At 62.4% G+C, this 21,345-nt stretch carries 15 protein-coding genes; 9 read left to right on the forward strand and 6 right to left on the reverse strand.

Annotated features, from left to right (window positions below; all coding sequences use genetic code 11):
• The first annotated feature begins 2 nt into the window (after positions 1 to 2).
• The 9 genes from ACNFHO_RS26265 to ACNFHO_RS26305 all read left to right on the forward strand — a co-directional run bounded on the left by ACNFHO_RS26265 (position 3) and on the right by ACNFHO_RS26305 (position 13,865).
• A complete protein-coding gene (locus ACNFHO_RS26265) occupies positions 3 to 1,454 on the forward strand; it encodes a sigma-54-dependent transcriptional regulator (protein ID WP_125930804.1) in 1,452 nt (483 codons plus the stop codon).
• A 756-nt stretch (positions 1,455 to 2,210) separates the two neighbouring features.
• A complete protein-coding gene (locus ACNFHO_RS26270; RefSeq protein ID WP_065861593.1) occupies positions 2,211 to 3,602 on the forward strand; it encodes a polynucleotide adenylyltransferase PcnB in 1,392 nt (463 codons plus the stop codon).
• Positions 3,603 to 3,604: 2 nt separating this feature from the next.
• The gene (folK, locus tag ACNFHO_RS26275) at positions 3,605 to 4,084 is read left to right on the forward strand and encodes a 2-amino-4-hydroxy-6-hydroxymethyldihydropteridine diphosphokinase (RefSeq protein ID WP_063542753.1); all 480 of its coding nucleotides are present in this window, start codon (positions 3,605 to 3,607) and stop codon (positions 4,082 to 4,084) included.
• A gap of 250 nt (positions 4,085 to 4,334) precedes the next feature.
• Positions 4,335 to 5,135 carry a 3-methyl-2-oxobutanoate hydroxymethyltransferase gene (gene panB, locus ACNFHO_RS26280; protein WP_063542751.1) on the forward strand — a complete coding sequence of 267 codons (801 nt, stop codon included), beginning with the start codon at positions 4,335 to 4,337 and terminating at the stop codon, positions 5,133 to 5,135.
• Complete coding sequence (gene panC / locus ACNFHO_RS26285) at positions 5,132 to 5,995, forward strand: pantoate--beta-alanine ligase (RefSeq protein ID WP_416767846.1); 864 nt, start codon at positions 5,132 to 5,134, stop codon at positions 5,993 to 5,995. The genes panB and panC overlap by 4 nt, the downstream gene beginning before the upstream one ends.
• Before the next feature lie 200 nt (positions 5,996 to 6,195).
• Complete coding sequence (gene pgi / locus ACNFHO_RS26290; RefSeq protein WP_112897274.1) at positions 6,196 to 7,860, forward strand: glucose-6-phosphate isomerase; 1,665 nt, start codon at positions 6,196 to 6,198, stop codon at positions 7,858 to 7,860.
• A 157-nt stretch (positions 7,861 to 8,017) separates the two neighbouring features.
• Positions 8,018 to 9,952 carry an acetate--CoA ligase gene (gene acs, locus ACNFHO_RS26295; RefSeq protein WP_416767847.1) on the forward strand — a complete coding sequence of 645 codons (1,935 nt, stop codon included), beginning with the start codon at positions 8,018 to 8,020 and terminating at the stop codon, positions 9,950 to 9,952.
• A 30-nt stretch (positions 9,953 to 9,982) separates the two neighbouring features.
• Complete coding sequence (locus ACNFHO_RS26300; protein ID WP_416767848.1) at positions 9,983 to 10,852, forward strand: oxygenase MpaB family protein; 870 nt, start codon at positions 9,983 to 9,985, stop codon at positions 10,850 to 10,852.
• Positions 10,853 to 10,928: 76 nt separating this feature from the next.
• Positions 10,929 to 13,865: a DUF748 domain-containing protein gene (locus ACNFHO_RS26305; RefSeq protein ID WP_416767849.1), complete on the forward strand. Its 2,937-nt coding sequence runs from the start codon at positions 10,929 to 10,931 to the stop codon at positions 13,863 to 13,865.
• A 96-nt stretch (positions 13,866 to 13,961) separates the two neighbouring features.
• On the opposite strand, the gene ACNFHO_RS26310 is transcribed toward ACNFHO_RS26305, so the two are convergent.
• From ACNFHO_RS26310 to infB, 6 genes are all read right to left on the reverse strand, one after another.
• Complete coding sequence (locus ACNFHO_RS26310; RefSeq protein WP_063542739.1) at positions 13,962 to 14,315, reverse strand: BON domain-containing protein; 354 nt, start codon at positions 14,313 to 14,315, stop codon at positions 13,962 to 13,964.
• 266 nt (positions 14,316 to 14,581) lie between these two features.
• Positions 14,582 to 16,687 (reverse strand): polyribonucleotide nucleotidyltransferase, encoded by a 2,106-nt coding sequence (gene pnp, locus ACNFHO_RS26315; protein WP_416767851.1) that lies wholly within the window; start codon positions 16,685 to 16,687, stop codon positions 14,582 to 14,584.
• A gap of 259 nt (positions 16,688 to 16,946) precedes the next feature.
• The gene (gene rpsO, locus ACNFHO_RS26320; protein ID WP_029613930.1) at positions 16,947 to 17,216 is read right to left on the reverse strand and encodes a 30S ribosomal protein S15; all 270 of its coding nucleotides are present in this window, start codon (positions 17,214 to 17,216) and stop codon (positions 16,947 to 16,949) included.
• Positions 17,217 to 17,367: 151 nt separating this feature from the next.
• Positions 17,368 to 18,285, reverse strand: a complete 918-nt coding sequence (gene truB / locus ACNFHO_RS26325) for a tRNA pseudouridine(55) synthase TruB (RefSeq protein ID WP_065861581.1) — start codon at positions 18,283 to 18,285, stop codon at positions 17,368 to 17,370.
• A 3-nt stretch (positions 18,286 to 18,288) separates the two neighbouring features.
• Entirely contained in the window at positions 18,289 to 18,687 is a 399-nt protein-coding gene (gene rbfA / locus ACNFHO_RS26330) for a 30S ribosome-binding factor RbfA (protein WP_054892610.1), read from the reverse strand.
• A 118-nt stretch (positions 18,688 to 18,805) separates the two neighbouring features.
• Positions 18,806 to 21,343: a translation initiation factor IF-2 gene (gene infB / locus ACNFHO_RS26335; RefSeq protein ID WP_063542733.1), complete on the reverse strand. Its 2,538-nt coding sequence runs from the start codon at positions 21,341 to 21,343 to the stop codon at positions 18,806 to 18,808.
• Positions 21,344 to 21,345 lie beyond the last annotated feature (2 nt).

Genomic DNA, 21,345 nt, shown 5'->3' on the forward strand with positions numbered 1-21,345 from the left:
CAATGCCGCACATTCTGATCGTCGAAGACGAAACCATCATCCGTTCGGCCCTGCGTCGTCTGCTCGAGCGAAACCAGTACCAGGTCAGCGAAGCCGGCTCGGTGCAGGAAGCCCAGGAACGCTTCAGCATTGCCACCTTCGACCTGATCGTCAGTGACCTGCGCCTGCCCGGGGCACCGGGCACCGAGCTGATCAAGCTCGGCCAGGGCACGCCGGTGCTGATCATGACCAGCTACGCCAGCCTGCGCTCGGCGGTCGACTCGATGAAAATGGGTGCGGTGGATTACATCGCCAAGCCTTTCGACCATGACGAGATGCTCCAGGCTGTCGCGCGCATCCTGCGCGACCGGCAGAATGCCCCGGCCGCCACTGCGGCCACGGCCGAAGTGCGCAGCAACGGCAAAGCACCAGGGGCTGAAAAGCAGACCGGCGCCTCGGCCAACGGCGAGATTGGCATCATTGGTTCCTGCCCTCCCATGCAGGACCTGTACAGCAAGATCCGCAAGGTCGCCCCTACCGACTCCAATGTCCTGATCCAGGGCGAGTCCGGTACCGGCAAGGAGCTGGTCGCCCGTGCCCTGCACAACCTTTCGCGACGCGCCAAGGCACCGATGATCTCGGTGAACTGCGCGGCCATCCCGGAAACGCTGATCGAATCCGAGCTGTTCGGCCATGAGAAAGGCGCCTTCACCGGCGCCAGCGCTGGCCGTGCCGGCCTGGTCGAGGCAGCGGACGGCGGGACCCTGTTCCTGGACGAGATCGGTGAACTGCCGCTGGAGGCCCAGGCTCGACTGCTGCGTGTGTTGCAGGAAGGCGAGATCCGCCGGGTCGGCTCGGTACAGTCGCAAAAGGTCGATGTGCGCCTGATTGCCGCAACCCACCGTGACCTGAAGAACCTGGCCAAGTCCGGCCAGTTCCGCGAAGACCTTTATTACCGCCTGCACGTCATCGCCCTGAAACTGCCCGCCTTGCGCGAGCGCGGCAGCGACGTCAACGAGATTGCCAACGCCTTCCTCGCCCGCCAGAGCGCACGCATCGGCCGTGACGACCTGCATTTCTCCAGCGATGCCGAGCAAGCCATCCGCCATTACAGCTGGCCGGGTAACGTCCGTGAGCTGGAGAATGCCGTCGAGCGCGCGGTCATTCTCAGTGAAAGCCCGGAAATATCCGCCGACCTGCTGGGCATCGACATCGAACTGAGCGGCCTGGAGGACGACGACCTCCTCGACAGCCTGCCGGTGGTCGCAGGTGTCGGTGGTAACAACGCCAGCCACGAGCCGACGGAAGACCTGTCGCTGGAGGATTACTTCCAGCACTTCGTCCTCGAACACCAGGACCACATGACCGAGACGGAGCTGGCCCGCAAGCTGGGTGTGAGCCGCAAGTGCCTGTGGGAGCGTCGCCAGCGCCTGGGGATTCCGCGGCGCAAGAGCAACGTCGCCAGCGAGAACTGATACGTCCACAGCTCTACAGCGCCGACCCTGGGTCGGCGCTTTGCATTCAGGGGCCAGCCCCCGATGACACCTGCCCCCTCATCAGCCGGTAACACCCGGTTACCGTGAAAAATCTGTTACCTCAGCCGCCCGCGACGTAACAACCCGAGGCATACGGTAACGAAATTTCTACATTCCCCCGCCTTTCGGACTGAACGAAATTCCGCAAGCCATTGATTTCATTGGATTTGAAAAAGTTGGCACGCCACCTGCTATATCTTTCGTACAAGAACAATAACAAGCACTGCTACTCAGAATAAGAACAAGACGAAACGGCTCACGCATAACAAGAACAAGACGGCGGAGGCGCAGCTAACTGATTCTTTTGGAGAGGAGTTGTGTTTGGGGCTTGCCCCACAACCAGGCAGAGAACAACAAAAACTGCACTAAAGCAGCGCCTGAACTGGTTGGATCGATTGATCAGCATAGCATCAGCGACCAAAGCAATCCGTTTGCTCTTCACCCCTTGATTTGGGGTCGTCCACACGCTTCAAGCTGTGTGGACTGGGCACTCAACAAAAACAAGAAGCCCGATAAAAAAACAATAAGAGCACGCAACGACTTGATGGGGAGCTTAGGCTCCCCATGTCGTTTCTCCCCGCCTTAATCGCCTTTCGGCACCGCCTACACCATTCCGCCAGTAAATGCTAGAATCCCCCGCCATCATGCGGCCATTCTCCTAGTCTTGGCCGAACATTCCTTCAAACAGTGCATCCCATGCTGAAGAAGCTGTTCCAGTCGTTCCGTCCTCCTATCAGTGGTCAGCACCACAGGCGCACCACGCCTGAAGTGATCAACAAGAGCCAGCACTCGCTGCAGCGCAGCCAGTTCAGCCGCCACGCCGTGAGCATCGTCGAGCGCCTGCAGGGCGCCGGCTACCAGGCCTACCTGGTCGGCGGCTGCGTGCGCGACCTCCTGCTGGGCATCACCCCCAAGGATTTTGACGTCGCCACCAGCGCCACGCCCGAACAGGTGCGTGCCGAATTTCGCAATGCCAGGATCATTGGCCGGCGCTTCAAGTTGGTCCACATCCATTTCGGCCGCGAAATCATCGAAGTCGCCACCTTCCGCGCCCATCACAGCGAAGATGACCAGGGTGACAGCCACCGTTCGTCGCACAACGCCAACGGGCGCATCCTGCGCGACAACGTCTACGGCACCCTCGAAGACGACGCCCAGCGTCGCGACTTCACCATCAACGCCCTGTACTACGATCCGGTCAGCGAGCGCATCCTGGACTATGCCAATGGCGTCCACGACATTCGCAACCGCCTGCTGCGCCTGATCGGCAACCCGACCCACCGCTACCAGGAAGACCCGGTGCGCATGCTGCGCGCGGTGCGTTTCGCCGCCAAGCTCGACTTCGGCATCGAGAAGCACACCGTCCAGCCAATCCGCGAACTGGCCAAGCTGCTGCGCGAAATCCCGCCGGCGCGCCTGTTCGAGGAAGTGCTCAAGCTGTTCCTGTCCGGCCAGGGGGCAATCGCCTTCGAGATGCTGGTCGACCTGGACCTGTTCGAGCCCCTGTTCCCGGCCAGCGCCCATGCCCTGGATGAACGCCCGACCTACACACACACCCTGATCAGCCAGGCTCTGGCCAACACCGACCTGCGCGTCAAGCAGGGCAAACCGGTGACCCCGGCCTTCCTGTTCGCCGCACTGCTGTGGCCTGCCCTGCCGGCACGCGCACTGTACCTGCAGAGCCAGGGCGTACCGCCGATTCCGGCGATGAACGAAGCCGCCCACGACCTGATCGCCGAACAGTGCCAGCGCATTGCTATTCCCAAGCGCTTCACCCTGCCGATCCGCGAAATCTGGGACATGCAGGAACGCCTGCCGCGGCGCAGCGGCAAACGTGCCGACATGCTGCTGGACAACCCGCGCTTCCGCGCCGGCTACGACTTCCTGCTGCTGCGCGAAAGTGCCGGCGAGGAAACCGATGATCTGGGCCAATGGTGGACCGACTACCAGGACGCCCACGACAGCGAACGCCGCGACATGATCCGCGAGCTGGGTAGCCGTGACGAAGGCTCGGGGCCAGCCCCGCGCAAACGCAAGCGCAGCAACAGCAAGCGCAAGAGCGGCGGTGGCGACGAGGCCTTCGACTGAATATGCCGGTACGCGCCTATATTGGCCTGGGCAGCAATCTCGACGCCCCCGCCGAGCAACTGCGCAGCGCCCTCCAGGCGCTGGATCAGATCGCCGGGACTCGCCTGGTGGCCACTTCGGCGTTGTACACCAGTGACTCCCTGCTGCCCGGCCAGCCGCGCTACACCAATGCGGTCGCTGCCCTCGACACCGACCTGGCACCGTTGGCGTTGCTCGATGCCCTGCAGGGTATCGAGAACGACCAGGGTCGGGTGCGCAAGGAGCGCTGGGGCCCGCGCACACTCGACCTGGATGTACTGCTGTTCGGCGATCAGCTCATCGATGTGCCACGCCTGAAAGTGCCGCATTACCACCTGCATGCCCGCCCCTTCGTCCTTTATCCACTGGCCGAACTGGTCCCTGACGACTTCCATCTGGCAGACGGCCGCAGCCTCGCGCAACTGCTCCAGGACTGCCCGTTCGTCGGGCTGGAACGCTTGTAATCCGGGCGTTTCAGCCATCGGTAACGCCAGTAACACCCTGATCGTAACAATGCGGTAACAGGGTGATTGACTTCCCCCCCATCGCTCACGACTATAGGCGTCCCGCGGCGCCCGTATGCCGCATCACACCCATTTAGGCCCGGACAGCCCTGTGACCGAACATCACGCACGATGATGTGCCGCTCCGGAAGATGAATACACGCGTTGTACGCAGTCGTTTTTCACAGCGCCTGAACGAGGATTTCGCTACATGCCTGAAGTAACCCTGACCACCCTGCATGGCCTGAAGGCCAAGGGTGAGAAAATCACCATGCTGACCTGCTACGACGCTACCTTCGCCAAGGCCGCCAGCCAGGCCGGCGTCGAGGTGCTGCTGGTTGGCGATTCGCTCGGCATGGTCCTGCAGGGCCATGACAGCACCCTGCCCGTCACCACCGACGACATGGCCTACCACACCGCCTGCGTCAAACGCGGCAACGACGGTGCGCTGATCCTGGCCGACCTGCCCTTCATGGCCCATGCCACGCTCGAGCAGTCGTTCGCCAACTGCGCCAAGCTGATGCGCGCCGGTGCGCACATGATCAAGGTCGAAGGTGCCGCCTGGCTGGCCGAAACCATCCGTCTGCTGGCCGACCGCGGCGTGCCGGTGTGCGCGCACATGGGCCTGACCCCGCAGACCGTCAACGTGCTCGGTGGTTACAAGGTCCAGGGGCGCCAGGAAGGCCAGGCGCAACAGATGCGCGCCGATGCCATCGCCCTCGAGCAGGCTGGCGCCGCCATGCTGCTGCTCGAATGCGTGCCCAGCGAGCTGGCCACGGAGATTTCCCAGGCGGTGAGCATTCCAGTAATCGGTATCGGTGCCGGCAGTGGTACCGACGGTCAGGTACTGGTGCTGCACGACATGCTGGGCCTGTCGCTCAGCGGTCGCGTGCCGAAATTCGTGAAGAACTTCATGGCTGGCCAGCCCGATATCCAGAGCGCCCTGGCGGCCTACGTCAAGCAGGTCAAGGACGTGAGTTTCCCAGCACCTGAGCACGGGTTCAGCGCATGAATACCGTCAAGACTGTCCGCGAACTGCGCGCCGCCGTAGCGCGCGCCCGCGGCGAAGGCAAGCGTATCGCCTTCGTCCCGACCATGGGCAACCTGCACAGCGGCCATGCCGCGCTGGTGACCAAGGCCGCCCAGCGCGCCGACTTCGTGGTAGCCAGCATCTTCGTCAACCCGCTGCAGTTCGGCGCAGGCGAAGACCTCGACAAATACCCACGCACCCTCGCCGCCGACCAGGAAACCCTGTTGCAGGCCGGTTGCCATCTGCTGTTCGCGCCCACGGTCGAAGAAATGTACCCCGACGGCATGACCGTGCAGACGCGGGTGAGCGTGCCACAACTGTCCGAAGGCCTGTGCGGCGCCAGCCGCCCCGGGCACTTCGAGGGTGTGGCGACGGTGGTCAGCAAGCTGTTCAACATGGTCCAGCCGGATCTGGCCGTGTTTGGCGAGAAAGACTACCAGCAGTTGGCGGTCATCCGCGCCATGGTGCGTGACCTGAACATGCCAATCCAGATCATCGGTGAGCCGACCGTGCGGGCTGAAGACGGATTGGCGCTGTCTTCGCGCAACGGTTATCTCAACGCTGAGCAACGCGCTGCGGCACCTGCGCTGTACCAGGCGCTGGGCCAACTGGCCGAAGGTATTCGTCGCGGGCGACGCGACTTCGCGGCATTGCTCGACGAGGGCCAGGCCAAACTGGTGGCGGCCGGGTTCCGCCCGGACTACCTGGAAGTGCGTCATGCACTGACCCTGAAGCCTGCGCAGCCGGACGATCGCGACCTGGTGATTCTGGGGGCGGCGTATCAGGGAAGCACGCGGTTGATCGACAACCTCTACGTGCATCTGGACGAGCCTTCGGCGTAATCCAGACCGGCCTCTTCGCAGCACTACGTGCGAGGAGGCCGCAACTGCCCTAGCCTGTCCCGAAACCCCGCAAAAATTTCATCCTCCTCCTGCCCCTGACCATTCCCGCCGCCTGACCAATGCCTATAATGGGCCTCTCCTGCAACTGGCAAAGACTGCCAGTGTCAAAGCCTGACCATGCCCCAAGGAAACCATCCGCAATGGCGTATTACCGCACTCCCCACGATGTGACGGCCCTGCCCGCCTGGCAGGCGCTCCAGCAGCACCGCGATGCCATGCAGGGATTCAGCATGCGCGACGCCTTCGCAGCCGACCCCAAGCGCTTCGAGCAATTCTCGCTCAGCAGCTGCGGCCTTTTTCTCGATTACTCGAAGAACCTGATCAACGAAAAGACCCGCGAACTGCTGGTCGAACTGGCCCAGGAAGTCGGCCTGGCTGATGCGATCAAGTCGATGTTCAGCGGCGAGATCATCAACGGCTCCGAAGGCCGTCCGGTACTGCACACCGCCCTGCGCCGCCCGGTTGGCGACAAGCTCAGCGTGGGCGGCGTCAACGTGATGCCCGAAGTGCACAAGGTTCTCAACCAGATCACTGAACTGGTCGGCCGCATCCACGACGGCCTATGGCGCGGCTACAGCGAAAAGCCGATCACCGACGTGGTCAACATCGGCATCGGCGGCTCCTTCCTCGGCCCCGAACTGGTTTCCGAGGCCCTGCTGCCCTACGCCCAGCGCGGCGTGCGCTGCCACTACCTGGCCAACATCGACGGCAGCGAGTTCCACGAACTGTCAGCCAACCTGCGCGCCGAAACCACCCTGTTCATCGTTTCGTCGAAGTCGTTCAACACCCTCGAAACCCTGAAGAACGCCATGGCGGCACGCACCTGGTACCTGGCCCAGGGCGGCTCGGAAGCCGAGCTCTATCGCCACTTCATCGCAGTCTCCAGCAACAAGGCCGCCGCCGTGGCCTTCGGCATTCGTGAAGAAAACATCTTCCCGATGTGGGATTGGGTGGGCGGGCGCTATTCGCTGTGGTCGGCCATTGGCCTGCCGATCGCCCTGGCCATCGGTACTGCCAACTTCAAGGAGCTGCTGTCCGGCGCCTATACCATGGACCAGCATTTCCAGACCGCGCCGTTCGAAAAGAACATGCCGGTCCTGCTGGCCCTGCTCGGCGTTTGGTACGGCAACTTCTGGAATGCCAGCAGCCACGCGATCCTGCCGTATGACCACTACCTGCGTAACATCACCAAGCACCTGCAACAGCTGGACATGGAGTCCAACGGCAAGAGCGTTTTGACCGACGGTTCCCCGGTGAAAACCGAGACCGGCCCGGTGATCTGGGGTGGCGTTGGCTGCAACGGTCAGCACGCCTATCACCAGTTGTTGCATCAAGGCACCCAGATGATTCCGGCCGACTTCATCGTGCCGGTGGTGAGCTTCAACCCGGTGGCCGACCATCACCAGTGGCTGTATGCCAACTGCCTGTCGCAGAGCCAGGCGCTGATGCTGGGCAAGACTCGCGAGGAAGCCGAGACCGAGCTGCGCGCCAAAGGCCTGAACGAAGCAGATATCGAAAAGCTGGCACCGCACAAGGTGATTCCGGGCAACCGTCCGAGCAACACCCTGGTGGTCGAGCGCATCAGCCCACGCCGCCTCGGCGCGCTGGTGGCGATGTACGAGCACAAGGTCTTCGTGCAGAGCGTGGTCTGGGGCATCAACGCCTTCGACCAGTGGGGCGTGGAGCTGGGCAAGGAGCTGGGCAAGGGGGTCTACCAGCGTCTGGTCGGCAGCCTGGAAGACAGCGCCGAAGATGGCTCGACCCAAGGGCTGATCAACTACTTCCGCGGCCGTCACCGCGGCTGACCTGAACGCTGCATTCGCGGGCGAGCCCGCTCCTACAGGCCCTCTGCAGGAGCGGGCTCGCCCGCGAAGAGGCAAGCGCAGGTTGAACAACAGTTCCAGCTACACTGTCCATCGAATAGCCGTTGAAGTCCCTCCGACAAGAGCAGGACCACCCGCCATGTTCGATATCCGCGACTACCCCCAGGCCCTGTCTGTCAGCCAGGCCGCCGAACTCTCCGACGCAGATTACCGCCGCCTCTACCGCCAGTCGGTGGACGACCCCGATACCTTCTGGGCCGAGCAGGCCAAACGCCTGGACTGGATCAAGCCCTGGTCGAGCGTGCAACAGTGCGACCTCAAGACCGGCACCGCACGCTGGTTCGATGGCGCCCAGCTCAACGTCAGTTACAACTGCATCGACCGCCATCTCGACAAACGTGGCGACCAGACCGCCCTGCTCTGGGAAGGCGACGACCCGAAAGACGCCAAACCGATCACCTACCGCGAGCTGCATCGCCAGGTCTGCCGCCTGGCCAACGCCCTGAAGGCCCGCGGCGTGAAGAAAGGCGACCGGGTCTGCATCTACATGCCGATGATCCCCGAAGCCGCCTACGCCATGCTCGCCTGCACGCGGATCGGCGCCATTCACTCGGTGGTGTTCGGCGGTTTCTCCCCCGATGCCCTGCGCGACCGCATCCTCGATGCCGACTGCCGCACGGTGATCACTGCCGACGAGGGCGTACGCGGCGGCAAGCGTATCCCGCTCAAGCAGAACGTCGACAAAGCCCTGGCCAATTGCCCGGATGTCAGCAGTGTGCTGGTGGTCAAGCGCACCGGGGGCGATGTGGCCTGGAGCGAAGGACGCGACCTCTGGTACCACGAAGCCACCGAGCACGCCGGCGACGACTGCGCCCCCGAACCGATGGCCGCCGAAGACCCGTTGTTCATCCTCTACACCTCAGGCAGCACTGGCAAACCCAAGGGCGTGCTGCACAGCACGGCGGGCTACCTGTTGCAGGCAACGATGACGTTCAAGGTGGTGTTCGACTACCGCGACGGCGAAGTCTTCTGGTGCACCGCCGACGTCGGCTGGGTCACTGGCCACAGCTACATCGTCTATGGCCCGCTGGCCAACGGTGCCATCTCGCTGATGTTCGAAGGCGTGCCCAACTACCCGGATATCTCGCGTTTCTGGCAGGTGGTCGACAAGCATCAGGTGAACATCTTCTACACCGCGCCCACGGCCCTGCGCGCCTTGATGCGCGAAGGCAACGCACCGTTGCAGGGTACCTCGCGCAAGAGCCTGCGGCTGCTCGGCAGCGTCGGCGAGCCGATCAACCCTGAAGCCTGGGAATGGTATTTCGAAGCCGTGGGGCAAAAGCGCTGCCCCATCGTCGACACCTGGTGGCAGACCGAGACCGGCGGCATCATGCTCACCCCTCTGCCCGGCACACCACGGCTGAAGCCCGGCTGTGCCACGCAACCGATGTTCGGTGTACAACCGGTGCTGCTGGACGAAAAAGGCAAACCGATCGAAGGCCCTGGTGCCGGCCTGCTGGCGATCAAGGCCAGTTGGCCAGGGCAGATCCGTAGCGTCTATGGTGATCACCAGCGTATGGTCGACACCTACTTCAAACCCATGCCCGGCTACTACTTCACCGGCGATGGCGCACGCCGCGATGCTGACGGCGACTACTGGATCACCGGGCGTATCGACGATGTGATCAACGTATCCGGCCATCGCATCGGCACCGCCGAGGTAGAGAGTGCGCTAGTCCTGCACGACAAGGTCGCCGAAGCTGCGGTGGTCGGCTACCCCCACGACCTCAAGGGCCAGGGCGTGTATGCCTTCGTCACCACGATGAATGGCATCACCCCGGACGATGCACTCAAGGCCGAGCTGCTGGCGCTGGTCAGCAAGGAGATCGGCAGCTTCGCCAAACCCGAGCTGATCCAGTGGGCACCGGCCTTGCCCAAGACCCGCTCGGGCAAGATCATGCGGCGTATACTGCGCAAGATCGCCTGCAACGAACTGGACAACCTCGGCGATACCTCGACCCTCGCAGACCCCAGCGTGGTCCAGGGCCTCATCGACACACGCCTCAACCACTAGACGGCCGCCAGGCGGCCAGTACAGGTCGCCATGGAAGCCTTACGTCGCCGCATCGAAACCCAGGTCATGAGCCTCACCGGGCTGGCCCTCGGCCAGCTCGACCTGGAGTCCCCCAAGGGTGACCCGGGCCTGTTCGGCCCGCAAAGCGTCAGCTGGCAAGTACATGGTGATTTCCCCAGCATGCTGATCGGCGGCATCAGCGCATTGATGCTGCAACTGCTGCATCCACTGGCACTGGCCGGGGTCTGGGATCACTCGAATTTTCGCGAAGACCTGCTCGGCCGGCTGCGCCGCACCAGTCAGTTCATCTCCGGTACGACCTTCGGCTCGAAGCGAGATGCCGAATGGTTGATCGACAAGGTCCGCAGCATCCACCTCAAGGTGGTCGGTACCGCTCCCGACGGACGCCATTACGCGGCCAGCGACCCGGACCTGCTGACCTGGGTGCACGTGGCGGAGGTCAGCAGTTTTCTCGCCGCCCACCTGCGCTACTGCAACCCACGGCTGTCAGTGGCTGACCAGGATGCCTACTACGACGAGATCGCCTTGATCGCCGAGCGGCTGGGCGCCCGCGACGTCCCGCGTTCATGTCGTCAGGTAGACGACTATCTGCAGCACATGCGCCCACAACTGCACTGCGATGCCCGCAGCCTGGAGGTGGTCGGCATGCTGCTCGAAGCCCCGGCGCCCAGTCGGCTGGCAGAACCCGTGGGCAAGCTGATGCTGCACGCGGGCATCGACTTGCTGCCCGATTGGGCCAGCGCCCTGCTCGGTCTGCACCAAGGCCCCCTGCAGCGTCGCATGGTGCGCCTGGGCGTGGAGCGTACAGCGCCCGTGTTGCGCTGGGCCATGCGCGACGGTTCGGCGCATCGCGCCCGGCGGCGGATGGGCTTGCTCTAGGAGTTCTCCGATGTATCGGAACTGATTTGACGTGCCATACTCCAAGCACCTCCGCTCGAGACAGACGACGCCGCACATGCCCAAAGGATTGAATCGCGCCATTGGCGCCTTGCTGGCCATCGTGGCCCTGTACAGCCTGCTTGGCTTCTTCATTCTTCCCGGTGTGGGCCTGCGCATCGCCAACCAGCAACTGGCGCTGTACGCCACCGTGCCGGCGCACCTGCAGCGTATCGAGTTCAACCCGTTCAGCCTTGAGCTGACGTTGTGGGGCCTGCAGATCGGCGAGCCGGGCAAGGAGCAGGTGGCCTTCGAACGCCTCTACGCCAACCTCTCCCTCGACAGCCTATGGAGCGGCGCCCTGCACCTGGACGCGGTAGAGCTGGACAAGCCGCGCACCGAGCTGCTGTTCGCCAAGGACGGCAGCCTCAACCTCAGTCAGCTGTTCAAGCTGCCGCCGAGCGAGCCGAAACCGGACGAGCCGCCGAGCGATCCGTTCCCGCTGCGGATCGCCAGCATCAAGCTCAACGAAGGCTACCTGCACTTCCAGGACCTGCGCCCGAGCGAACCCATCGAGTTCCTCTACGACTCGATGAACCTCGAACTGAAGAACCTCAGCACCTTGCCGGACGACAGCGCCGACATGACGCTGGTCGCCAATGGCCCCAATGGCGGGCGTATCGACTGGAGCGGCAACCTGAGCCTGTCGCCCATCACCTCCGAAGGCACGCTGAAGATCACCGACAGCAAGATGAAGCTGTTCTGGCCCTACGTACGTGATGCTGTACCGCTGGTGCTGGAAGACGGCGTGCTCAGCCTCGATACCCACTACAAACTGAACCTGTCCAAGGAAACCGAGCTGCTGCTCGATAACGCCTCCGTGCGCGTCGCGCCCTTCGCCATCAAGGCGCCCGATGGACGCCCGCTGGCGCGCCTGGCCAGCCTTGAGGTCAGCGAAACCTCCATCGACCTGGCCAAGCAGCTGGTGACCGTCGGCAAGATCCGCAGCGAAAAACTCGAAACCTGGGCGGCCCTCGAACGTGACGGCCAGCTCGACTGGCAGAAACTCTTCGCCAGTCAGCCCGCCAAAGCCACCCCCAAGGAAAAGGCCGAGCCCGCCACCGCAGCGCCGCCCCCCGAGGAAAACGCCGCCAAGCAGCCCAGCAAACCCTGGCAGGTTCTGCTCAAGGATGTTCAGGCACGCAACTACATGATTCACCTGGCCGACCGCAGCCAGAAAGAGCCCGTGGCACTCGATGTCGGGCCGCTCAACCTGGACATGCAAGGCTTTGACAGCCTCAACAAGTCGCCCTTCACGCTCAAGCTCGACACCGGCGTGGGCCGCCAAGGCAAGCTGCAGGCTGCCGGCCAGGTCAACCTGGCACCGGTCACCGCCAAGCTGGACGTCAGTACCCGCGACATCGACCTGCGCGTAGCCCAGGCCTACATCAGCCCGTTCATTCGCCTGGAGCTGCGCAGCGGCATGCTCGCCAGCGATCTCAAGGTCGACCTCAAGGGCACCGAGCCACTGGCCTTCAGCGTGGCGGGCAAGGCCCAGGTCAACCAGTTGCACACCCTCGACACGATCAAGGGGCGCGACTTCGTGAAATGGCAGCAGGTGAACGTCGATGGGCTGTCCTATGTGCACGGCGATGCCCTGTCGATCGACAAGGTCACCCTGTTGCAGCCCTACGCGCGCTTCATCATCAACGAAGACCGCACCACCAGTGTCGACGACCTTCTCATCCCGCAACCTGCTGACGCACCAGCCGCCAGCCAAGCGAAACCGGCCACAGCCAGCAATGAAAAGCCACTGGGCATCCGAATCGGCCAGATCGATATCAACGATGGCTCGGCCAACTTCGCCGACCTGACATTGACGCCCAACTTCGCCACCGCCGTGCAGCAGTTGAACGGCCAGATCGGCACCATCGACAACCGCAAGCCGCTCCCGGCGAAAGTGGACGTCAAAGGTAAGGTCGATCGCTACGCGCCGGTGACCATCAAGGGCGCATTGAATCCGTTCGACCCGATGGCCAGCCTCGACATCGCCACCAGCTTCAAGCGCGTCGAACTGACCACCCTGACGCCCTACTCCGGCAAGTTCGCCGGGTTCCGCATCCGCAAGGGACGCCTGAATCTCGACCTGCACTATGTGATCACCAAAGGCCAGCTCAAGGCCGAGAACAAGGTCGTGGTCGAGCAACTGCAACTGGGTGAAAAAGTCGACAGCCCCGATGCCGTCGACCTGCCTATTCGCCTCGCTGTCGCGTTACTCAAGGATACCGAGGGCAAGATCTCCATCGAGCTGCCTGTCACGGGCGATCTCAACAACCCGCAGTTCAGCGTCATGCCGATCGTCTGGCAGACCCTGCGCAACCTGGTGCTGCGTGCGGCGCAGGCGCCGTTCAAGTTCATCGGCGGATTGATTGCCGGTGGCGGTTCGGAAGATCTGGGCAACGTATCCTTCGCTCCCGGCTCCAGCGATCTCAGCAGCGAGGCCCAGTCGGCCCTGGACAAGCTGGCCTCGGCCCTGCAACAGCGGCCGGAACTGCGCCTGGAGATCGAAGGTACCAGCGCACAGAGCAGCGACGGTCCATTGATCGCCCAACAGCGTCTGGAACGCGAATACCAGGCGACCTGGTACAAGATTCTGCAGCGGCGCGGTGACAAGGTACCGGCCAATGCCTCGATGCTGGTAGTCGACGACAGCGACAAGCCGGCCATGCTCGAGGGCATCTATCGCACCCGTCTCAAGCAGCAGCCACCTGCGGAATGGGAAAAGCTCAGCCGCGAAGAGCGCACCACCAAGCTGCGCGAGGCGGTGCTCAAATCCTGGGCCGAAAGCGCGGCCTTGCTGCGCAACCTCGGCCAAGACCGGGCGAGCAGCATCAAGGACTACCTGGTAGACAAGGGCAAGCTGGAGGATGACCGGGTGTACTTCATCGACACCACCCTGGGGCAGGCCGAAAGCGACGGGCGAGTGATCACCCCGATGCATCTGGACGCAGAGTAATCCCTGAACGATTTCAGAGGCGCAAAGAGAAAGCCCCGGCAGATGCCGGGGCTTTCTCTTTGGGTGGCCAGATCCTTCTGACCGACGGGACAATCCTTATTCAGCTTTCAGCGCTTCAGCGGTCACGCTTTTCACGCCTTTAACGTTCTGGGTGATGCGCACCGCTTCTTTCTTCTGCGATTCGGTTACTTTGACATCGGAAGAAAGGGAGACAACACCGTGGCTGGTTTCAACTTTGATATCGCTGCCTGGGATGCCTTTTTCGGTCAGCAGATCAGCCTTGACCTTGGTGGTGATCCAGGTGTCCGAGGTTTCTTGCTTGGCGTCGGCCACCGGTTGGTTGGAAGCCAGCATCACTGGAGCTTGGGTAGCCTCTGCGGCGAATGCGCCGTTAGCCATCGACAGAGTCAGGGCGGTAGCAGTAGCGGCAGCAATGGCAAACTTCTTCATGTGGGTCACTCCTGTTTATTCGAAAGATCTGCGCCGAGGTTCCTGGCTGCAGGTATGAAGGTAGTTGCAGGGGCTGTGCCAGTTTTTCCGCTTCGCTTGATTCCTTTAAAAACAAAGAGTTACGGCATTTCACTTGTCAGGAGAGTCGTGCAATTTGCAACCCCGACGAAAAACCTGCATGCAAGATGCAAGTCCAACAGGTTTTTCTGCGCGCATAAAAAAAGGACCTCCGAGGAGGTCCTTTTTTCAGTCATTGCCGATAAGGCTTAGACACCCGATGCCTTGGCAGCGGCGACGTCCTTGATCGACAGCTTGATACGGCCGCGGTTGTCCACATCCAGTACCAGTACTTCGACTTCCTGGCCTTCTTTCAGCACGTCGGTAACCTTCTCTACACGCGCATCGCTGAGCATGGAGATGTGCACCAGACCGTCCTTGCCTGGCAGGATGTTGACGAAGGCGCCGAAGTCGACGATACGCTCGACCTTGCCGACGTAGATCTTGCCGATCTCGGCTTCTGCAGTGATACCCAGGATGCGCTGCTTGGCAGCATCTGCCGCTTCCTTGGTTTCGCCGAAGATCTTGATCGAGCCGTCGTCTTCGATGTCGATCGAAGCCTTGGTCTCTTCACAGATGGCGCGGATGGTGGCGCCGCCTTTACCGATGACGTCACGGATCTTGTCGGTGTCGATCTTCATCGCGATCATGGTCGGGGCGTTGGCCGACAGCTCGGTACGCGACTGACCGATGATCTGGTTCATCTGGCCGAGGATGTTCAGGCGAGCTTCCAGGGCCTGGCCCAGGGCGATCTCCATGATCTCTTCGGTGATGCCGTTGATCTTGATGTCCATCTGCAGCGCGGTCACGCCTTTGGCGGTACCGGCAACCTTGAAGTCCATGTCGCCCAGGTGGTCTTCGTCACCCAGGATGTCGGTCAGGATCGCGAACTTCTCGCCTTCCTTGACCAGGCCCATGGCGATACCGGCAACCGGCGCTTTCATCGGAACGCCAGCGTCCATCAGAGCCAGGGAAGCACCGCAGACCGAAGCCATGGAGCTCGAACCGTTGGATTCGGTGATTTCCGAAACGACGCGGATGGTGTACGGGAACACGTCAGCGGCAGGCAGCATGGCCTGGACCGAGCGACGAGCCAGACGGCCGTGACCGATCTCGCGACGGCCAGCACCGCCCATGCGACCACATTCGCCTACCGAGAACGGCGGGAAGTTGTAGTGCAGCATGAAGGGGTCTTTCTTCTCGCCTTCGAGAGTGTCCAGCAGCTGGGCGTCACGGGCGGTGCCGAGGGTGGCAACGACCAGGGCCTGGGTTTCACCACGGGTGAACAGTGCCGAACCGTGGGTCTTGGGCAGAACACCGACTTCGATGTTCAGCGGACGTACGGTCTTGGTGTCGCGACCGTCGATACGCGGCTTGCCGTTGACGATGTTTTCGCGAACGGTGCGGTACTCGATTTCGCCGAAGATGTCTTTGACTTCGCTCGCCGATGGCTGGCCTTCTTCACCGGAGAACTTGGCGATGGCCTGGTCACGCAGCTCGCCCAGACGCGCGTAGCGGTCGGCCTTGACGGTGATGGTGTAGCCCTGGGATACGGCTTCACCGAACTCGGCACGAATAGCGTCGAACAGTGCAGTGTTGGCAACGGCTGGTTTCCAGTCCCAGGTTGGCTTGCCGGCTTCGGCGGCCAGTTCCTTGACGGCCTTGATCACAGCCTGGAACTCGTCGTGGGCGAACAGCACGGCGCCCAGCATCTGGTCTTCGGTCAGCTCCTGGGCTTCCGATTCGACCATCAGTACGGCGTCGGAGGTACCGGCAACGACCATGTCCAGGCTCGAGGCAGCCAGTTGCTCGTAGGTCGGGTTAAGCAGGTAGCCGGTGCTTTCGTGGAAGGCAACGCGGGCGGCGCCGATCGGGCCTTCGAACGGAATGCCGGAGATGGCCAGGGCAGCCGAGGTACCGATCATCGCAGCGATGTCCGGATCGGTCTTCTTGCTGGTGGAAACCACGGTGCAGACGACCTGCACTTCGTTCATGAAGCCTTCAGGGAAGAGCGGGCGAATCGGACGGTCGATCAGACGCGAGGTCAGGGTTTCTTTCTCGGAAGGACGGCCTTCACGCTTGAAGAAACCGCCAGGGATCTTGCCAGCGGCGTAGGTCTTTTCCTGATAGTGCACGGACAGCGGGAAGAAGCCCTTGCCTGGATCGGCTTGCTTGGCACCGACCACGGTCACCAGCACGGTGATATCGTTGTCGACGGTGACCAGCACGGCGCCGGTGGCCTGACGGGCAATGCGGCCCGTTTCGAGAGTGACGGTCGATTGACCGAACTGGAACGTCTTGATTACCGGGTTCACGGTTTCCTACCTTTTCAGTGGCTCTTGGGGGAACTGGGAAAACTGGGATCTTGCGAATTCTTGGGCGGAAGGGAGTGTCGACTCCGTCGACCGTCCAGATACAACACGAGGCTGGGAGCCTGGGCGTCTTGCGAAAAATTCGCTCGACGGCATCAGGCTGCCAACCTCGGAGATACGCGTGGCGTGTCCAAGGGTAGCGCTGACAAGCAGCGCTCCCCAAGCATGCGACACGCCATGCACACCACTGGCCAGTCCGCTATTAGCGACGCAGGCCCAGGCGACCGATCAGGGCGCTGTAACGAGTGGTGTCTTTGCCCTTCAGGTAATCCAGCAGCTTACGACGCTGGTTGACCATACGGATCAGACCACGACGGGAGTGGTGGTCTTTTTCGTTGGCCTTGAAGTGGCCTTGCAGCTTGTTGATGTTGGCGGTCAGCAGAGCAACCTGCACTTCCGGGCTACCGGTATCGCCGGCGGCTTGCTGGTAATCGGCAACGATCTGAGCTTTTTCTTCGACGCTGAGGGCCATTTGGCTTCTCCTGATAAACGGATCCCGCAAGCGGGGTCCAATAGGCCAGGGACTTGAATCCCTGTATTAATAAAAAGAGGTATGACCGTGCCTACTGACAGCCATCCTCGGTTCCCCAGCGCACGACCGAAGCCTTGCCCTGTGGTTTCGGTCATTCCGACCGAATCAGTCGACGCGGCGCAATGCGCCCGTCTTCGCTCACTTCACCGATACCGATGAAGCGACCATTGTGATCCTGTACCCGGACCATGCCGAACTGCGGCGCGTCCGGTGCTCGCACTGCCTGACCGTGCAGCCAGTAGAACGCGCTGTGCTCGGACAACAGCACCAGCGGCCAGTCCTGCAGCCCGCTGTCGGACGGCATGAGGAAGCGATCGAGTGCTTCGTTGCCGCCTTCGGCATGCGCCTGCTCGAGCTCCTCGAGCGTCACGGTCTGTGCCAGGGCGAAAGGCCCGGCCTGGGTGCGACGCAGTTCTGCGACATAGGCACCACAGCCCAGCACCTCACCGATATCCTCGACCAAGGTGCGGATATAGGTGCCTTTGCTGCAGCCGACCGAGAGGCGCGCACGGGTGCCTTCGCACTCGAGCAACTCCAAGCGGTTAATAGTAACAGAACGCGCCTCGCGCTCCACTACCTCTCCTGCACGCGCCAGCTTGTAAAGCGGCTGGCCGTCACGCTTGAGCGCCGAGTACATCGGCGGCACCTGGCGGATTTCACCTCGAAAACGCGGGATCGCGGCTTCGATATCGGCGCGACCAACGGTCACCTCGCGGGTCTGCAGCACCTCGCCTTCGGCGTCCGCGGTGCTGGTAGTCTGCCCCAGCTGCATGACGGTTTCGTAGCCCTTGTCGGAATCGAGCAGGTACTGCGAAAACTTGGTGGCCTCACCGAAGCACAGCGGCAAAACACCGGTGGCCAGTGGGTCGAGGCTGCCGGTATGGCCGGCCTTTTCTGCATTGAGCAGCCAGCGGACCTTCTGCAACGCTGCATTGGAGGTGAACCCCAAGGGCTTGTCGAGCAGGATGATACCGCTGACGTTACGACGGATACGTTTGACCTGGGCCACCGCTTACTCCTTGGTGTCCAGCTCGTCGGCATCCTTGTGCAGGCGATCTTCAGCCACCGCACGTTCGATCAGTGCCGAGAGGTGAACACCCCGGCTGACACTTTCATCGAAGTGGAAATGCAGTTGTGGAACGCTGCGCAGTTGCATCGCCCGCCCGAGGTGCAGACGCAGGAAACTGGCGGCACTGTTGAGCGCCTTGAGGGTCTGGGGCACGGCGTCGGCGTCATCCTGGCCCATCACGGTGATGAAGACCTTGGCGTGACCGAGATCACGACTGACGTCGACCGCGGTGATGGTCACCAGGCCCACACGTGGATCCTTGACTTCACGGCGGATCAACTCGGCCAGCTCGCGCTGCATCTGGTCGCCGATGCGTTGGGTACGGCTATATTCTTTTGCCATTTTTGCTACCTGTATCTTAAAGCGGCAAACGCCCGGTCAGGCGGGTGTGCCTGACCGGGCGTTACCTTCAGAGGCCCAGCCAGCCGCCTTGCGACGGGGCCTGGGCCGCGCCCATCCCTTACAGGGTACGGGCAACCTGGACTTTCTCGAAGACTTCGATCTTGTCGCCGACCTTGACGTCGTTGTAGCTCTTGACGCCGATACCGCACTCCATGCCGTTACGCACTTCGGCGGCGTCGTCCTTGAAGCGACGCAGCGATTCCAGCTCGCCTTCGAAGATCACAACGTCCTCGCGCAGTACGCGGATCGGACGGTTGCGGTACACGGTACCTTCGATGACCATACAGCCAGCGATGGCGCCGAACTTCGGCGAACGGAACACATCACGCACTTCGGCGACACCCAGGATGTTCTCGCGAACATCGCTGCCGAGCATGCCGGTCAGGGCTTTCTTGACGTCTTCGATGATGTCGTAGATCACGTTGTAGTAACGCATATCCAGACCTTCCTGCTCGACGATCTTGCGCGCGCCGGCATCGGCACGCACGTTGAAGCCGAACAGTACTGCATTCGAAGCCAGCGCCAGGTTAGCGTCGCTCTCGGTGATACCACCGACGCCGCCACCGATGACGCGCACCTGAACTTCGTCGTTGCCCAGGCTGCCGAGCGAGCCCTGGAGTGCTTCCAGAGAGCCGCGCACGTCGGTCTTGAGGACGATGTTGAGGGTCTTCTTCTCTTCCTGACCCATGGTCTCGAAGATGTTTTCCAGCTTGCCGGCGTGAGCACGGGCCAGCTTGACCTCACGGTACTTGCCTTGACGGAACAGGGCGACTTCACGTGCCTTCTTCTCGTCAGCGACCACGGACAGCTCGTCACCGGCTTCCGGGGTGCCATCCAGGCCGAGGATCTCGACCGGGATCGACGGGCCGGCTTCCTTCACAGGCTTGCCGTTCTCGTCGAGCATGGCACGTACGCGGCCATAGTTGGAGCCAACCAGAACCATGTCGCCCTGACGCAGCGTACCGTCCTGAACCAGGATGGTGGCGACCGGACCGCGGCCCTTGTCCAGACGCGACTCGACGACAACGCCACGACCAGGTGCGGTCGGGGTGGCGGTCAGCTCGAGAATCTCTGCTTGCAGCAGGACGGCTTCGAGCAGTTCGTCGACACCGGTACCCATCTTCGCCGAAACCTTGACGAACGGAGTGTCACCACCCCAGTCCTCGGAGGTCACGCCTTCGACGGCCAGTTCGTTGCGGATGCGATCGAGGTCGGCACCCGGCTTGTCGATCTTGTTCACCGCGACCACCAGCGGAACACCAGCAGCTTTCGCATGCTGAACGGCCTCACGGGTCTGTGGCATCACGCCGTCGTCCGCCGCCACCACCAGGATGACGATGTCGGTCGCCTTGGCACCGCGGGCACGCATTTGGGTAAACGCAGCGTGGCCCGGAGTATCGAGGAAGGTGACCATGCCGCGGTCGGTTTCCACGTGGTAGGCACCGATGTGCTGGGTGATACCACCGGCTTCGCCAGCGGCGACCTTGGCACGACGGATGTAGTCGAGCAGCGAGGTCTTGCCGTGGTCGACGTGGCCCATGACGGTCACGACCGGCGCGCGGGACTCGACTTCACCTTCGAACTTCAGCGATTCGGCCAGGGAGTCTTCCAGGGCGGTATCGCTGACCAGGGTGACCTTGTGGCCCAGCTCTTCGGCGACCAACTGAGCGGTCTCCTGGTCAAGCACCTGGTTGATGGTGACCGGAGTACCCAGCTTGAACATGAACTTGACGACTTCGGCAGCCTTGACCGACATCTGCTGAGCCAGCTCGGAGACGGTGATGGTCTCGCCGATGCTGACATCACGGATGACCGGACCAGTCGGGCTCTGGAAGCCGTGCTGGTTGCGCTTCTTCAGCTTGCTCTTGCCGCCACGGCCACGACGCGCGCCATCGCTCTCTTCGTCAGTGGTGCGCGGTGCAGCGCGCGGAGTCGGAGCTTTTTCCTTCTCCTTGACCTTGACCTTGATCGACACGCGAGGGGCTTCGCCACGACGCTCACCACCGGCGCCACGACGGTCGTCGTCACGGGTGCGGTTTTCGTTGCGACGGTTCTCGTCCTTCTTGCGCTCGGCGGCACGTGCGGCGGCGTCATCGGACACCGGGGCATCGGCCACTACAGGCTCGGCAGCAGCCGGAGCCGATTCGGCACGTGGCGCAGGCGCCGCAACCGGAGCTTCGGCGGCCTGACGGCGAGCCTGCTCTTCGTTACGCTGGCGAGTCTCGGCCTCGACCTTCTCACGCGCAGCATTCTCAGCGGCACGGCGCTCTTCAGCCTCACGCTTCTGCTCGGCCTGGATCTCTTCCGGGCTGCGCTGCACGAATACTTTCTTCTTGCGTACTTCTACGCTGATGCTCTTGCTACCGGCGACACGCAGGGTGCTGGTGGTCTTGCGCTGCAAGGTAATCTTGCGTGGCTCTTCCGCCTTGCTCTTGTGGCTGCTCTTCAGATGAGTCAGCAGAACCTGCTTCTCATTGTCGGTCACTACCTGACCGGCGTCGGTGTGCGGCAGACCTGCCTCACGCATCTGCTGCAGCAGGCGCTCTACCGGTGCCTCGACCTCTTGGGCCAGTTCTTTCACCGTGACTTGCGTCATGC

Source organism: Pseudomonas sp. NY15374 (genome assembly GCF_048068255.1).
GTDB lineage: Bacteria > Pseudomonadota > Gammaproteobacteria > Pseudomonadales > Pseudomonadaceae > Aquipseudomonas > Aquipseudomonas machongensis.

Coding starts and splice junctions, on each gene's coding strand:
- folK (WP_063542753.1), top strand. CDS start 3,605: ATGCCGGTACGCGCCTATATTGGCCTGGGCAGCAATCTCGACGCCCCC.
- infB (WP_063542733.1), bottom strand. CDS start 21,343: ATGACGCAAGTCACGGTGAAAGAACTGGCCCAAGAGGTCGAGGCACCG.
- ACNFHO_RS26300 (WP_416767848.1), top strand. CDS start 9,983: ATGGAAGCCTTACGTCGCCGCATCGAAACCCAGGTCATGAGCCTCACC.
- acs (WP_416767847.1), top strand. CDS start 8,018: ATGTTCGATATCCGCGACTACCCCCAGGCCCTGTCTGTCAGCCAGGCC.
- pgi (WP_112897274.1), top strand. CDS start 6,196: ATGGCGTATTACCGCACTCCCCACGATGTGACGGCCCTGCCCGCCTGG.
- ACNFHO_RS26310 (WP_063542739.1), bottom strand. CDS start 14,315: ATGAAGAAGTTTGCCATTGCTGCCGCTACTGCTACCGCCCTGACTCTG.
- rbfA (WP_054892610.1), bottom strand. CDS start 18,687: ATGGCAAAAGAATATAGCCGTACCCAACGCATCGGCGACCAGATGCAG.
- panB (WP_063542751.1), top strand. CDS start 4,335: ATGCCTGAAGTAACCCTGACCACCCTGCATGGCCTGAAGGCCAAGGGT.
- rpsO (WP_029613930.1), bottom strand. CDS start 17,216: ATGGCCCTCAGCGTCGAAGAAAAAGCTCAGATCGTTGCCGATTACCAG.
- ACNFHO_RS26305 (WP_416767849.1), top strand. CDS start 10,929: ATGCCCAAAGGATTGAATCGCGCCATTGGCGCCTTGCTGGCCATCGTG.
- ACNFHO_RS26265 (WP_125930804.1), top strand. CDS start 3: ATGCCGCACATTCTGATCGTCGAAGACGAAACCATCATCCGTTCGGCC.
- panC (WP_416767846.1), top strand. CDS start 5,132: ATGAATACCGTCAAGACTGTCCGCGAACTGCGCGCCGCCGTAGCGCGC.
- ACNFHO_RS26270 (WP_065861593.1), top strand. CDS start 2,211: ATGCTGAAGAAGCTGTTCCAGTCGTTCCGTCCTCCTATCAGTGGTCAG.